Annotated in this window: 9 protein-coding genes and 1 pseudogene; 4 read left to right on the top strand and 6 right to left on the bottom strand. The window is 41.6% G+C overall.

Annotation, left to right across the window (positions count from 1 at the left end; translation table 11 throughout):
- On the bottom strand, positions 1-4,135 hold a 4,135-nt coding region (locus tag ACVC7Q_RS07055), incomplete at its 3' end, for a mucin-binding protein (RefSeq protein WP_447265353.1).
- A 360-nt stretch (positions 4,136-4,495) separates the two neighbouring features.
- Between ACVC7Q_RS07055 and ACVC7Q_RS07050 the strand changes: the two are divergent.
- Positions 4,496-4,854, top strand: a pseudogene (locus ACVC7Q_RS07050) (transposase); the annotation flags it as partial.
- 134 nt (positions 4,855-4,988) lie between these two features.
- On the opposite strand, the gene rpsR reads toward ACVC7Q_RS07050, so the two are convergent.
- From rpsR to rpsF, 3 genes are read right to left on the bottom strand one after another with little or no spacing between them, the layout of a single operon-like run.
- Positions 4,989-5,228: a 30S ribosomal protein S18 gene (gene rpsR, locus ACVC7Q_RS07045; protein WP_000068664.1), complete on the bottom strand. Its 240-nt coding sequence runs from the start codon at positions 5,226-5,228 to the stop codon at positions 4,989-4,991.
- 41 nt (positions 5,229-5,269) lie between these two features.
- Complete coding sequence (locus ACVC7Q_RS07040) at positions 5,270-5,767, bottom strand: single-stranded DNA-binding protein (protein WP_049515946.1); 498 nt, start codon at positions 5,765-5,767, stop codon at positions 5,270-5,272.
- 20 nt (positions 5,768-5,787) lie between these two features.
- On the bottom strand, positions 5,788-6,078 hold the full coding sequence (gene rpsF / locus ACVC7Q_RS07035; protein WP_003005040.1) for a 30S ribosomal protein S6: 291 nt from the start codon (positions 6,076-6,078) through the stop codon (positions 5,788-5,790).
- Between the two features lie 303 nt (positions 6,079-6,381).
- Between rpsF and ACVC7Q_RS07030 the strand changes: the two genes are divergently transcribed.
- The 3 genes from ACVC7Q_RS07030 to ACVC7Q_RS07020 are packed head-to-tail and all read left to right on the top strand — an operon-like array spanning position 6,382 to position 8,711.
- Entirely contained in the window at positions 6,382-7,434 is a 1,053-nt protein-coding gene (locus tag ACVC7Q_RS07030) for a GtrA family protein (protein WP_447265352.1), read from the top strand.
- Positions 7,421-8,323 carry a phosphodiester glycosidase family protein gene (locus ACVC7Q_RS07025; protein WP_009731598.1) on the top strand — a complete coding sequence of 301 codons (903 nt, stop codon included), beginning with the start codon at positions 7,421-7,423 and terminating at the stop codon, positions 8,321-8,323. The genes ACVC7Q_RS07030 and ACVC7Q_RS07025 overlap by 14 nt, the downstream gene beginning before the upstream one ends.
- Positions 8,298-8,711: a hypothetical protein gene (locus tag ACVC7Q_RS07020; protein ID WP_447265351.1), complete on the top strand. Its 414-nt coding sequence runs from the start codon at positions 8,298-8,300 to the stop codon at positions 8,709-8,711. The genes ACVC7Q_RS07025 and ACVC7Q_RS07020 overlap by 26 nt, the downstream gene beginning before the upstream one ends.
- Before the next feature lie 279 nt (positions 8,712-8,990).
- On the opposite strand, the gene ACVC7Q_RS07015 is transcribed toward ACVC7Q_RS07020, so the two are convergent.
- A complete protein-coding gene (locus tag ACVC7Q_RS07015; protein WP_447265350.1) occupies positions 8,991-11,105 on the bottom strand; it encodes a surface-anchored 5'-nucleotidase in 2,115 nt (704 codons plus the stop codon).
- A gap of 518 nt (positions 11,106-11,623) precedes the next feature.
- On the bottom strand, positions 11,624-14,008 hold the full coding sequence (locus ACVC7Q_RS07010; RefSeq protein ID WP_447265349.1) for a phosphoketolase family protein: 2,385 nt from the start codon (positions 14,006-14,008) through the stop codon (positions 11,624-11,626).
- Positions 14,009-14,289 lie beyond the last annotated feature (281 nt).

Raw genomic sequence — 14,289 nt, 5'->3', positions numbered from 1 at the left:
CCAAGCTACCAAGCGGTTTGTAAGTAACTGTATCTGTTGCTTCAGGATTTTCTGGAGTAACTGTCTTACCACCGGCTTCTGTCTTATCAGCGTAGTAACCTGGAATTACTGGAACAGATACCTTACCGTAAGTATGGCTCTTCTCATTCCATGTTGTAGTTCCAGAAGCTTTGTTTTCTTTACCAGTAAATGTAAAGTCATCTTGGACATTGTCTCCTGGAGTCTTATCGCCTGCTCCTTCAAACTTAACTGTTTGTTTAGTTGGTTTCTTCACATCATTTACGATTGGTACGTAGATGATTGGTGTGTCGTCACCTGGGTTTGTTGGAAGGTTTGGAAGCTCCTTACCTGGTTCTACTGGTTTACCTGGTTTCGTTGGATCGTTTGGATCTGGAAGATGTGGTTCATAACCTGGTACATTAGGAACAACTGGTTGACCTGGTTTCGTTGGATCTGTTGGATCATTTGGATACTTCACTTCTGGTGTTGATGGGAAGTTTGGATCGTTTGGTGTCTCTGGTTTTGGAACCAAGTTTCCAAGTGGTTTGTAAGTTACAGTTTCTTCAAGATTTTCTTGAGTGACTGTCTTAGAAGCAACACTTCCTTTATCCGCATAGTAACCTGTCAATCCTGGTGTAGGAACTGACGCATAATCAGTCTTGTTAGCTACCCATGGAGTAGATGAGAGAACTTCACCTGTTACCTTATCAAGTGTTAAGGTACGTGTCCATTGTGCATTTTGAACATTGTCAGCTGGGGCAGTTGCCTTACCGTCTGATACCACATAATGAACAGTTGATGTTACATCTTTCGTCCATTGATCTTTCGCAGGGTATGTTGGACTGTTTGGATCATTTGGATTGATTGGATCTGTTGGGTTATGTGGATCGTTTGGTCCAACTGGAGTTACATCGTGTGCAAACTTAACTACGAATTCTTGATCTGTTGATGCATCATCATCAAATTTCTTTTGATCTGCAGTTGAGTTTGTGAAACCATCTTCTACAAGTTTATAACCTTTATTAACAAAATCAGCAATCTTAGCATCCGTTGAGTAGTTAATAGCTTCACCAGCTGTACCTTCAACTGTATCTTTTGCCAACTCCTTATTATTAGCACTTGTATCAATGTATTTGACAGTAGCTTTCTGTTTCTCTTTCTTATAAACAACTACAGTTTCATAGCTTCCTAAATCAGACTTAGCTACAATATTGCGCCAATAAGTGTCAGAAATTGTTCTGCGACCTGCACTAGTTTCAATGATAGTATCTGCTGGCGCAGTAGAAGGATTGTAAGTATAAGAAGCAGCTACACTATCTGCATTGTCTCCTGCTTTTAGTCCAGGAACGTTAGTTGATAAAATTTCAGCCTTATAGCCACTTAGCTTAGGAGAAGTTACAGCAGTATAGTTAACAGTTTCGTCGTTTGTAGTTCCTGCTACTCTCCAACCTGTATCAGCTTTACCATCGCCATCGATATCACCAACATTGTATTTTGCTTTACTGTAAGCAGTCAAGAATTCATCACCATTACTTACAGTTGAATTCTTCAAAACATCTTTAAATTGGTCCTGATCAATGGCAATCTCAAGAGTACGATTCCAATCTGATGATTGAATGACGTCATCTTTAACTGGTGTACCATCTTCATAAACGTATTTGATAACGTTTTTATGGATAGCTGTAGGATTAATTGTGGAACCGTTCGAAACCCAAATGTTTTGACGGTTTCTATCAACAGGGTCAATACCATAGGTTCTATCTGTAGCACTTACACCACCAGAAGAAGAACCAGTCTGAACAGATGTAGCATTAGCAGGTTGAATATCTGGTCTACCACTTTTGAAACCAGCAATTGGCAATGCACCACCCTGGATATTAGTCCAAACAGAGCTTTGCTTATTACGACTCTGTGCATCTCTACCATCTTTATTCAATGAATAAACAGTATATGTTCCAAGACCTGGATTAACGAGTGTTCCTGTTGGACCGTTAAATTCTACTCGGTTACCTGAACTGGCTGTTTGATTTGAGATATAAAGAATATTACCGTGTCCAATATCCTCTGGGTTATTCCCTTGAGGAATTGATAGTGGCAATTTACCAGTAATTTCACCTGCTGAAAGACCATCTGATTTAGTATAACGTAGTAATGAGACATAAAGTGGGTTGTTAAATTGGAAGAAGGTATTAGAACTATTTCCCAAAGGTACCGAAATCAACTCCGCATAGTAGTTAGTATTGTCATCTCGGATATCTACAATAGAACCCTTATTAGCCTGGAATAGTGGTTGATCCTTTCGTCCACTAGTAGAGTCAAGTGAAATAACATCATCCCAGGCATTATCACCACGATCATCCATTTGGACACGGAATGTTGCATAGTCATCTACGACAATGTGACCATTTTCATTTAGACCAATATAGTTATAACCGTCATAGCTTCCTGAAGGGCCTCCACCACTCTTAGGACCTTTACCTACTGAGTGGAATGTATTGGTTGAATTTTTACCAAAATTAACTTTCGAATCATTACCTAAGTCAATCGCAACACCACGGCCTTTATTTTCAAATCGAACTTTAGAAGTTGCACCCGTTGTAAACTCAGCATTATTACCAGCAATCACACCATCACGACCATTTAATTCAAAGGTCGCACCGTCACCGATAATAACTTTACTTGGACCATTCTTACGATTGCTATTTTTAGTGCCATAACCGCCAAAACGATCTTTATCTGTTACACCATCTCCAGGTCTATTGACACCAAGCGAAATACCTTGTCCGATACTAGTGTTAAGTACAAGTTTAGACTCTTTACCAGTTTCCACTGTACCGCCATCAGCCATGAAAATACCAGCATTATGGTAGCGAGCACTATCAGTTTGGTTGTCAGTGTTCATATTGATAGTAAGACTAGCTTTATCTTTTACACTGACTTTAGCTCCACTTTCAAGAGTAATTGCATCCCCTTGAGAAGAACGGTTAAGAGTTAAACTAGCTCCCTCAGCAACTGTTACAGATTTAGCATCATGAATGTTTGATTCACGACGTTTATCTGATTTACCAGCTTGTCCCACGTTCCGTTGAACATACTGAGTTTGACCATTTGCTGCTTGATAACTGTCACTAACTGTTGATGTTGTATTTCCTTTGATAACAACATTTGTGTTACCACCACCACCATAAAGTGATGAACCAACACTAGTTACATTTTCAAAGGTAACTGTATTTGAACCACTAGTTCTTGATAGTTCAATTGGACCTCTAGAGTTTGCTGAAGCAATCTTAAGATTTTTGAGGTTTAGTTCCCAGCTAGCTCCTGTCAATTCCAGAGTATGTGACAAAAGGTCTAGACGAGCATTGTCGTCCTTACCTTGGATAGTAACTGCACGGGATGGTGCACTAATGGTAGTCTTACGGTCAACAGAACCAGCAGCTGGTCTATCTGTGTTACCATTGTCACCTTGAGCTACGATATCACCATTAACAGTGATTTCGCTAACATTCCCATCCTCTAAGGCTGAAACAAAGTCATTCCAATTTGATACTTCTCGTTTATCTTCTGAAGTAGCTCGGCGTGTACGTGTTGAACGACGTGCTTCAGCAGGAGCTGGAGCTTTATCAGTAGACTTGTCATCTTTTTCAGCAACTTCAGCTTTACCTTCAGTTGCTTTCGCCGTATCTTCACTTGATTCTTTAGCTGGTGTTTCTGACTTTTCAGATTTTGGACTCTCTGTTGCAAGTTTTTCAGAATCTGAAGAAACTTCAGCCTTTTCTGGTGTCTCAACAGCTTTATCTGCAAGTGTAGCATTTGACTCAGAAGTTTCTGATGCTACAATAGGTTTTTCAGCTACTGTAGGTTTTGACTCAGAAGTTTCTGATGCTACAGTAGGTTTTTCAGCTACTGTAGGTTTTGATTCAGAAGTTTCTGGCACTGAAGATTCCGATGTACTTGTTGAACTATCTGGACTAGCAGATACTACGGAAGTGGACAAAGTTTCAGAAACATTTGTCTCATCAGCGCTAGCGACTTGCCCACTCAAAAAGAAGGCTGTTCCTAAAAGAACAGATGCTAAACCAAAGCTATACTTACGTAAAGAAAAGCGTTGGCGCTCATTAAAATGATATTTCATTTTATTCTCCTCAATTTTTTTAATTTTTTCAGATACCAGTATATCACTATGTATTTATATTTCAACCCTTTACCTACTTTTTTTCTATAATTGAAATCTTTCTTTCGTGCTATAAGTGATATACACCGTTTCTAAAACTATCTTTTTAAATAAATGTCCTCCAAATACTCATTTTATATATACTTGTTTATTTACTTCATTTTTAGTAATATGATTTTAATATGATTTAACCGTAAAAATATATTATTTTTTTATCATTATTTCAATATCATATTATACAATCTTCCTTTCCTGATTATATAATAAAATAGAGTGATGCGGAATAGATTCATATATACAAAAAATAGACCAGCTTCCTGAGAGATTATAGACAAGCTTTTTAGCTATTCAGAAGACTTGAAACACCACTATAATCTCTATCAACTCTTGATTTTTCACTTTCAGAATAAGGAGTCTGACAAATTTTTCGGACTCATTGAGGACAATCTAAAACAGGTTCATCCTCTCTTTCAGAATGTCTTTAAAACATTTCTAAAGGATAAAGAGAAATCGTCAACGCCCTTCAGTTACCCTATTCCAACGCCAAATTAGAAGGCACTAATAATCTCATCAAACACAATGCTTTTGGATTCAGGAACTTTGAAAACTATAAAACTAGAATCCTCATCGCTCTGAACATCAAAAAGGAGAGAACCAAGTTGATCCTCTCCAGGTTATAACTTTTCATCAACCCACTACAGTTGACAAAGAGCCAAAAAGAGGTCCACCGGACCTGAAAAAAAGACCCGTAAGGGTCTTAATTCGCTCTCTGGTTTTCAAGCTCGTGAAAAAAAGACCCGTAAGGGTCTTTTCTTTAATCTTCGTTTACGAAAGGCATCAAAGCCATTACGCGAGCGCGTTTGATAGCTGTTGTTACTTTACGTTGGTTCTTCGCTGAAGTTCCAGTTACACGACGAGGAAGGATTTTCCCACGTTCTGAAACGAAACGGCTAAGAAGCTCAGTATCTTTGTAATCGACATATTCGATTTTGTTTGCTGCGATGTAATCAACTTTTTTACGGCGTTTGAATCCGCCACGACGTTGTTGAGCCATGTTTAATTCTCCTTTATAGTTTTAATTCGTTAAACCCATTCTTAGAACGGAAGATCGTCGTCTGAGATGTCCATTGGATTGGCTCCAAATGGATTTTCTTCACGACCAAAGTTTGGCGCTGCATTGCTTGGTTCAGATCCACCAAAGCTTGGGGCTGCATTTCCAGCAAAACCACCGTTACCTGATGAATAGCCACCAGCTGCATGCCCTTCGCGTGCTGCACGGCTTTCCAATAGTTGGAAGCTGTCTGCTACGACTTCAGTGACATAAACACGTTGACCTTGCTGGTTTTCGTAATTACGTGTTTGAATGCGACCGGTAATCCCAATCAAAGCACCTTTCTTAGCCCAGTTGGCTAAGTTTTCTGCTTGCTGACGCCAGATCACACAGTTGATGAAATCGGCTTCGCGCTCTCCATTCTGACTCTTGAAGTTGCGGTTGACAGCTAGGCTGAAAGTAGCAACTGCTTGATTGCTTGGAGTGTAACGAAGTTCAGCATCACGGGTCATACGACCGACAAGTACAACATTGTTAATCATAAGTCACCTCTGATGATTTCTTACGCGTCAACTTTTACGATCATGTGACGAAGAATGTCACCGTTGATTTTTGAAAGACGGTCGAACTCGTTAAGAGCTACAGCGTCGTTCGCTTCAACGTTTACGATGTGGTAAAGTCCTTCACGGAAATCTTGGATTTCGTATGCAAGACGACGTTTTTCCCAATCTTTTGATTCAACAACAGTTGCACCGTTGTCAGTCAAGATAGAATCGAAACGTGCTACCAAAGCGTTTTTAGCTTCTTCTTCAATGTTTGGACGAATAATATAAAGAATTTCGTATTTAGCCATTGATAATGTTCCTCCTTTTGGACTAATGACCCCAAGTCTTTGCAAGGGGTAAGTGAGGTTTACTCACAAGAAACTATTATACCAGACTTTTCGAACAAAGGCAAGGATTATCTTTAGGATTTGAAACATCATTTTTTACACACCCTACGATATTGAAGAGAAACTTCCCCTTAAAAATGGCAATTAATAGAAGGAAAGATACTCCTTTCCTGCCCCTTTTCCTTAAAGAAAACTGATATCAGTTAGCTTTAAGCTTGAGTCTTTATACTAGCTACAACAAATCTCAAGAAACGAGGAACGATTATGAACTATCTTATCATCCCCGCCTATCAACCGGATCTGAATCTTGTCAAATTGGTTCGCCTGGTTCACGCTAAGAGTGATCTCCACATCATCGTCGTCGACGATGGAAGTGATGACGACAAGAAAGTGATTTTTGACAAATTGGACGGTCTTGCGACAGTCCTGACCCACGAGCACAACCAAGGAAAAGGGCAATCTCTCAAGACTGCTTATGCATACATCCTAGAAAGAGGTACCTATGGAAGCATTGTTACAGCTGATGCAGACGGTCAGCACAAAATTTGGGATATTTTCAGGGTTGTTAACCAATCTCAAGAACATCCTGGAGCACTTATTTTAGGAGCACGCGCCTTTTCTGGCCAAGTTCCTTTGCGTTCTGCTTTTGGAAACAAATTGACCCGTTTCCTCTTCAAAAAACAAACCGGAGTGGCAATCAGCGATACCCAAACAGGTTTACGGGCTTTTACTACGAATCTCTTGCCTTTCATGCTTGAGGTTGACGGACAGCGTTATGAATATGAGATGAATGTTCTCCTTGCAGCTAGTAAGGCCTATCCCATCCTAGAAGTTCCGATTGAAACAGTCTACATCAATGACAATGAAGGTTCCCACTTCCGACCTATCCGAGATGGCCTCATGATCTACAAGGACATGTTTAAGTTTGCTCTCTCCTCTCTGAGTAGTTTTATCGTTGACTATCTAGTCTACGCTTTCTTCCTTTTCGTGATGATGGCTGTGCCCATTAGTCTTCGCATTCTCCTAGCGAACGGGATCGCTCGTGTGACGAGTTCCATTTTTAACTACTCGACTAACAAGCACCTGGTCTTTAAGAATAAAGACAGCGTCGCTAAAACCGGAAGTGGTTACTTTGGTCTAGCCCTCGGCCTCTTTATTCTCGATACGCTCTTGATTCGACTCTTCTATACTGCTTTCGGGCTCAATCTCCTGATCAGTAAAATTGTCGTTGGCTTCCTCCTCTTTCTGGTCTCATGGGTGATCCAGAAAAAAGTAATCTTCAAAGAAAGGACAGCTCCCCACCATGAAATTCTTTAAAAAATCCTATACCTATGCTGCCTGCTTTGGCCTTCTTTTGACCAGCAGTTTTAGCTACTCGATGCTCAAGACCTTTGTCTTATCCGATGCTATCCAAACCGTAAAAGCTACGACTACGGACACTAAGGCAGCCAAAAAAGCAGCTGCTTCAGCTACAACGACCGATACTAGCTATTCAGATGACAATATCCAGGTGACTTTAACAGAAAAAACAGTTGAAAATACCCAGGTTTACATCGCAGATATCACAGTCAGCTCGGCAGATTATCTCAAAACAGCCTTTGCACAAAACACCTACGGGACAAATGTAACGGCTAAGACCTCCGTCACAGCCGCCAACAACAGTGCTATTCTAGCAGTGAACGGCGACTATTACGGGGCTAACAGTACAGGATACGTCATCCGAAATGGAGTGGTCTACCGCGATACCGTTCGGGAAGATTCAAGCAATGGGGACCTGGCGATTTATAAGGATGGATCCTTCAAAATTATCTATGAAGATGAGATCTCTGCGGATCAATTGGTCAAAGACGGGGTCGTCAATCTCCTTGCTTTCGGTCCTTCCTTAGTTGAAAATGGAGAAATTACTGTCGATACGAACTCAGAAGTTGGGCAGTCCATGGCATCCAACCCACGTACAGCGATCGGAATCATCGATGAAAACCACTACATTATCGTCGTGTCAGATGGACGGACTTCAGAAAGTGAAGGACTATCTCTCTACCAATTAGCGGAAGTGATGAAGTCTTATGGCGTTAAAACAGCCTACAACTTGGATGGTGGTGGATCTTCTACCCTTTACTTCAATGGCCAAGTTATGAACAAACCAACTACAAATGGTACTATTTCAGAAAGGGCGGTGAGTGACATTGTCTACATCGGTTACTAATCCTATCAAAAAACGGTTGACAAAGACCATCCTCTGGTACACTCTAATCTCAGCATTTTTCTTTGTCGGAAGTCGCATCTACGAACACTTTAGTTTTGGCGAAACTTCTGCCTTCATGCACTACCTCTTCTTGATTTCTTTTATCGGTGGGGCACTGTTAGTGGCTCTACAGTTCATGGTGAAAGGCCTCTCTCGCCTGAGTCTCAATCTTTGGAATTCCGGAGTGGCTACGCTCACAGCAGGAGCCCTCTACCGAGGGATTGTCAATCTCTCCGGTCGCTCCACCACAATGGATCAGCCCTATTATTACCTTGGAGTTGTCTTTCTAGCACTGGCTCTGATCAGCCTCTTCTTTGTCCGCAGTGTCTGGATAGAGAAAACAGCCTAAGACATGAAAAACGTCCGTTTCTTAAAAGAACGGACGTTTCAGATTGAAGTCAAAGTATTCTGAGAAACTTTCCTTAGGTGAGAACGGACGTCAGCGAACTTCTTCAAAGCTCCATGACTTAGTTTTGAACCTAAGGTTTCAAAACTCCCGAGTGCTTGAAACAATATTGTTTCAAGCACTTTTCTCACGGCGGAAAGTCCCAGTAAGGAGTAAATGATATCTATTGCAGAATCATTTATTTTTTTATGCAAAAACAGTTTGTATACTTTCTATCCCCAGTTAGCCTTCGCGTTTTTTGCTGACTACAAAGCCTGCTAAAGCTAGTGAGGTCATACCAAAGAGGCTAAGGACGGTTGAAGCCAATTCATCTTGACCTGTTTTTGGAAGACCCGTTGCTGGTGTAGCAGCTACTTCTGCTTGGCCACCCGTATGATAAGTGACAGCGACTGGTTTGTTTGTTGCTACTTCTTTTGTTTCGCTTGCAGCTGGTTGAGCTGGAGTTACTGGGTTTTCAGGTTGAGGAGTTGGGGTAGCAGGAGTTACTGGAGCTACAGGATTGACCGGAGCTACAGGATTGATCGGAGCTACAGGAGTTGCTGGATCCACCGGTGCTGGCTGAGGTTCTGGTTGTGGAGTTGGTGTTGGAGCAGGAATTTCTTCTTCCACTTTTTCCACAAATGTCTTGTTACCCAAGATTGAAGCAGATAACTTCTTCCCTGCCTTATTCACATCTTCGATGTATTGGATAAAGACTTCAGTATCTGGATTAATCGCCCCGATCAATTTTGTATCGCGGAAGACTGAGAAGCCATCACCACCACCATACAAGAAGTCGTTGATAATCGCCTTGTAGGTCTTGTTGCGATCAATTTCGGTTCCATCTGCCTTGTAAGCTTTCACAACCTTATATGGATTTTCTTCTGTTGCATCGGCTGGTTTTGTATAGGTGTACTTGATCCCTGCCATTTGCAAGAAGTAGAGTTCTTTCTCATCATACTGTTGGTCCAAAGCTTTATAGATTTGTTCTCCAGTAATTTCGACTACTTGAAGGATATTTCCAAATGGTTGCACCGCTTGAGCTGCACCCCAAGTGACTGTTCCATCTGGTTTCACCACGAGGTCTGCACGGATTCCTCCATTATTGGTGAAGGCAAAGTCTACATCTGGATAACCTGATTTTTTAGCAATTTCTAGTTGCGCTGCTGTGACCAAATCTCCAACAGCACTTTCTTTTTGCGCATTCAATTCACGGGTAATATTTTCAGCCTTGTCTGCTGTACCGATTTTTGCTTCTGTTACCTTTTTAACTGTCGCATTGGCATCATCGATGATCGCTTGGACCTTGGCATCTTTTGCTTTGCCTTTCGATGGATCTACCGCGATAATTTTAGCAGTTGGAGCTTTGACAAAGTCAGCTGTATCCGTATCTAGGACCCCACGGACATCGGAGTAAGCCTTCCCTTGAGACGTTCCTTGAACAATCAAGGTATTACCGACCATCCCATTTGTATATTGGTGGTTGTGACCTGCAAAGACAAGGTCCACAGAGTTTTCAGGATAGATCTGGTTTAATTTTTTGATCATGTCTGCAGCTGGTCCTTCTGCTACCCCATTTTTACTTGTTGCAGCAACGTGGGCCAAGACAGCGATAGCATGAACGCCTTGGTCATTCAGTTCACGCGCATATTTGGCAATCGATTCTGCTTCATCCAAAACACGGTATTGTTCGTGATTTTTACGCAAAACAAGATTTGGAAATTCTGTCGTAACAACCCCGATAAATCCGACCTTAACGGTCTTATCATTGACTGGGATTTCTTTGATGGTATAAGGTTTCCAGTCAAATGGAATCTTGTTGGTATCTTTGTCAACCAAGTTGGCAATAACAATTTCTTGTTTGGAAGCTTCATGTGGGTACTCATCGACAATCTTGTTGAATTGACCAGGTGTTGGGGCTTCTCCCTTCATGATCCGGTTGAATTCACCAAGCCCTTCGTCAAACTCGTGATTACCAAGAGTTCCGTATTCAAAGTTCATTTCGTTGAAGACTTTTACAGTTGGTTCATCTTGAAGAAGGGCAGAATTGGCTGGACTAGCGCCGACCATATCTCCAGCTTGCACACGAATACTAGCATTTGGACTTCCTGCATTTTCCGTTTCAAATTCTTTTTGGGAATCGTTCAGGTAGGTTGCTAATAGCGGAGCTGTTCCTGCATTCTTGACAGTTTCCCCTTCTAAACGAGCTGTCCCCGTTTGTTCCAAGGCACCGTGGAAGTCATTGACTCCCATGAACTGCACTGGCAATTCATCTGCGAAAACGCTATTGATCGCAAAAACACTGAGACCGGCAGCGACCGCTAGGATACTGCTTTTCAAGATAACTTTTTTCTTCATTGAATACTCCATTTCTAATGTTGGACACTTCTCCAAAGAGGAGAAAGCAGAAAAGTTGATTTGCTGCAATCAGCCATCCCATTTTACTATTTTTTCGGCTTTTCTTCAATATTTCTTTGAAAACTCTTTCACTTTTCTCTAGAAAGTGCTTGATTCCCGAACATTTATCCCCGTGTTTTTATTCCCTACTGCATTCAAATCACAAGAAAAGCCGGATTACTCCGGCTATTTAGAATGTAGACAAACTATTTTAAAGTAAAATAAGTAAAGCAATTCTGCAAAGAAATAAAAATGAGTTCCAATTTTTAAATCGATTCCAAAAAATACCGAAACTTTCCGCTGTGAGAAAAGTGCCTGAAACAATAACGTTTCAGGCACTCGGAATTATTGAGACCCTAGGCTCAATAATTAGTCATGGAACTTCGAAGAAGTTCGCTGACGTCCGTACTCACCTAAGGAAAGTTTTTAATATGACTTTGTCTTAAATCTAAAAAGCCGGATTGCTCCGGCTCTTCTTCTTATTTATTTACGTTTTCCCATTTCCAGTTTTGAACTTCTGGAATATCGTCTCCATTTTCGCGGATATAGGCGTTGTGGAAGGCTACTGTCTCATCCATTTGAGCTGCAAATTCACTTGCTGCTTCTCCAAGAGCTGCATTAGCTGCATCTTGTGCCAAGTGGAAGCGATCCAATTCAGACATGACACGCATATCGAATGGTGTTGTGATATCTCCGTTTTCACGGTAACCATGCACACGCAAGTTGTGGTTGTGACGGTTGAAGAAGATGTCACGGATCATGCCTTCATAACCGTGGAAGGCAAAGATGACTGGTTTATCAGTTGTGAAGACTTTGTCGAACTCTTCATCTGAAAGTCCACGCGCATCCACTGAAGGGTGACGCAATTTCAAGATGTCTACAACGTTAACAAAGCGGATCTTCAATTCTGGGAAGGCTTTGTGCAAGATTGTGATGGCTGCAAGAGCTTCTAAGTTTGGCTCTGTACCTGCAGCTGCAATGACAAGATCTGGTTCTTCATCTGCTGAAACAGTTGAGGCCCAATCGATCACTTTGTAACCTTCACGAACCAATTCTTCAGCTTCTTCTGCTGAGTAGAATTGCGGACGTGGGTGTTTAGAAGTAACGACCAAATTGATCACATCTTCTGCCTTGAAGGCTTGGTCCATCACTGCAAGCAAGCTATTGGTATCTGCTGGCAAGTATTCACGGATGTATTCTGGAGTTTTCTCAGCCAAGTGAGTCAAGATACCTGGATCTTGGTGAGTGTATCCATTGTGGTCTTGTTGGAAGACAGTTGAAGTCGCAATCAAGTTCAAGGATGGGTAGTTTTTACGCCATGTCGTGTGAGTCTTAGACTTACGTAACCATTTGAAGTGTTGAGTGATCATAGAGTCTACGACACGAAGGAATGATTCGTAAGAAGCGAAGAATCCATGACGACCTGTCAAGACATACCCTTCGAGCATTCCTTCTGCTTGGTGTTCTGACAATTGAGAGTCAATCACACGTCCAGCAGGGCTCAAAGCTTCATCATAATCCGGTTTCATACGTCCCAACCATTGACGGCTTGTACGTGTGAAGACTTCTTGAAGACGGTTTGATTTGGTTTCATCTGGACCGAAGATACGGAAGTTATCTGGGTTCGCATCCACAAGGTCTGCTGCATACTTACCAAACTCGATCATATCTTGTGCCATGATGGCACCTGGTGTTTCAATTTTGAAGGCATGTTTCTTCCAATCAGCAGTGTTCATTGGCTTGATTACACCAGCGTTTGTGATTGGGTTCATAGCCATGCGACGATCACCTTTTGGTGCGATTTCCGCAATCTCAGGAAGCAACTTCCCGTTTTCATCAAACAATTCTTCTGGACGGTAAGATTCCAACCATGAAAGAAGGGCATCTACATGCTCCATGTGGTGAGCATCTACTGGAATTGGAACTTGGTGGGCACGGAATCCACCTTCGATTGGTGTTCCTTCCCAAGCTTTCGGTCCAGTCCAACCTTTAGGGATACGAGCAATCAAGACAGGGTATACTGGTTGAGTTGCTTCTTCTGCAGAACCTTTACGAGCTTCTGCTTGCACTTTCTTGATTTCTTCAATCGCTTCGTCCAATTTCTCTGCAAACAAAGCGTGAGCAGCTTCGTGGTCATCAGAAATAGCGGTTACGTTTGCAAAGATTGGTTTCCAACCAAGACCTTCAAAGAAGAGGGCCAATTCTTCGTCTGTTTTGCGTTCGAAGATCGTTGGGTTGTGGATCTTTCCACCGTTGAGGTAGAAGATTGGAAGAACAGCACCATCGTTGACTGGGTTCAAGAAGGTATTTGACAACCATCCTGCCATCAATGGACCTGTTTCTCCTTCACCGTCACCGATCACTGTTGCAGCAATCACATCTGGGTTGTCCAATACAGCACCTGCAGCGTGAGAAAGGGCATAACCAAGTTCTCCCCCTTCATGGATAGATCCTGGTGTTTCAGGCGCTGCGTGAGATGCGATTCCTCCTGGGAATGAGAAGATCTTACACAAGTGTTTGAAACCTTCTTCATTTTGTGGAATGTTTGGATTTAATTCAGTATAAGAACCATCTAAGTATGAATTAGATACCATTACTTGTCCACCGTGACCTGGTCCTTCAATGTAGAACATATCCAAGTCGTATTTGTTGATGGTACGGTTCAAGTGAGCATAGATAAAGTTTTGCCCTGGTACAGTTCCCCAGTGCCCGATTGGGTGAGCCTTCAAGTCATTTTCAACGACTTCACGCTTCAACAATGGGTTATCTTTTAAGTACATTTGAGCGGCTGAAATGTAGTTGGCTGCACGCCACCAAGCGTCTACTTTATCCAAGTAAGCTTTGCTGTTATAATCGACAGTCATCTTGTCTCCTCACAATTTCTAGACAGGTCTGTTGAACAACCTGTTCGTTTGATGAATAATTTAAACATTCTGTTTTCAAGATCAAACAGATGATATTGAAGAAAATATTCAATATTGCTTCTATTCTATCAAGAATTTCTATTTTTGTACATCAGAAAGTAAGAAAAATATTCTTTGATGGTCAAATTTTTATTCTCCAATAAAGCGTTCCCATTTACTGTGGAGATCTGATAGAAAAAAGACTTTGCTGATTTTTACAAACCAGCAAGGTCTCGACTGAA

Source organism: Streptococcus sp. W151 (assembly GCF_053010205.1).
This window is presented reverse-complemented; position numbering and strand designations above follow the sequence as displayed.

What these genes read in the sequence shown, in the direction of transcription:
- rpsF (WP_003005040.1), bottom strand. Translation starts at nt 6,078, where the DNA reads ATGGCTAAATACGAAATTCTTTATATTATTCGTCCAAACATTGAAGAA.
- ACVC7Q_RS07025 (WP_009731598.1), top strand. Translation starts at nt 7,421, where the DNA reads ATGAAATTCTTTAAAAAATCCTATACCTATGCTGCCTGCTTTGGCCTT.
- ACVC7Q_RS07015 (WP_447265350.1), bottom strand. Translation starts at nt 11,105, where the DNA reads ATGAAGAAAAAAGTTATCTTGAAAAGCAGTATCCTAGCGGTCGCTGCC.
- rpsR (WP_000068664.1), bottom strand. Translation starts at nt 5,228, where the DNA reads ATGGCTCAACAACGTCGTGGCGGATTCAAACGCCGTAAAAAAGTTGAT.
- ACVC7Q_RS07040 (WP_049515946.1), bottom strand. Translation starts at nt 5,767, where the DNA reads ATGATTAACAATGTTGTACTTGTCGGTCGTATGACCCGTGATGCTGAA.
- ACVC7Q_RS07030 (WP_447265352.1), top strand. Translation starts at nt 6,382, where the DNA reads ATGAACTATCTTATCATCCCCGCCTATCAACCGGATCTGAATCTTGTC.
- ACVC7Q_RS07010 (WP_447265349.1), bottom strand. Translation starts at nt 14,008, where the DNA reads ATGACTGTCGATTATAACAGCAAAGCTTACTTGGATAAAGTAGACGCT.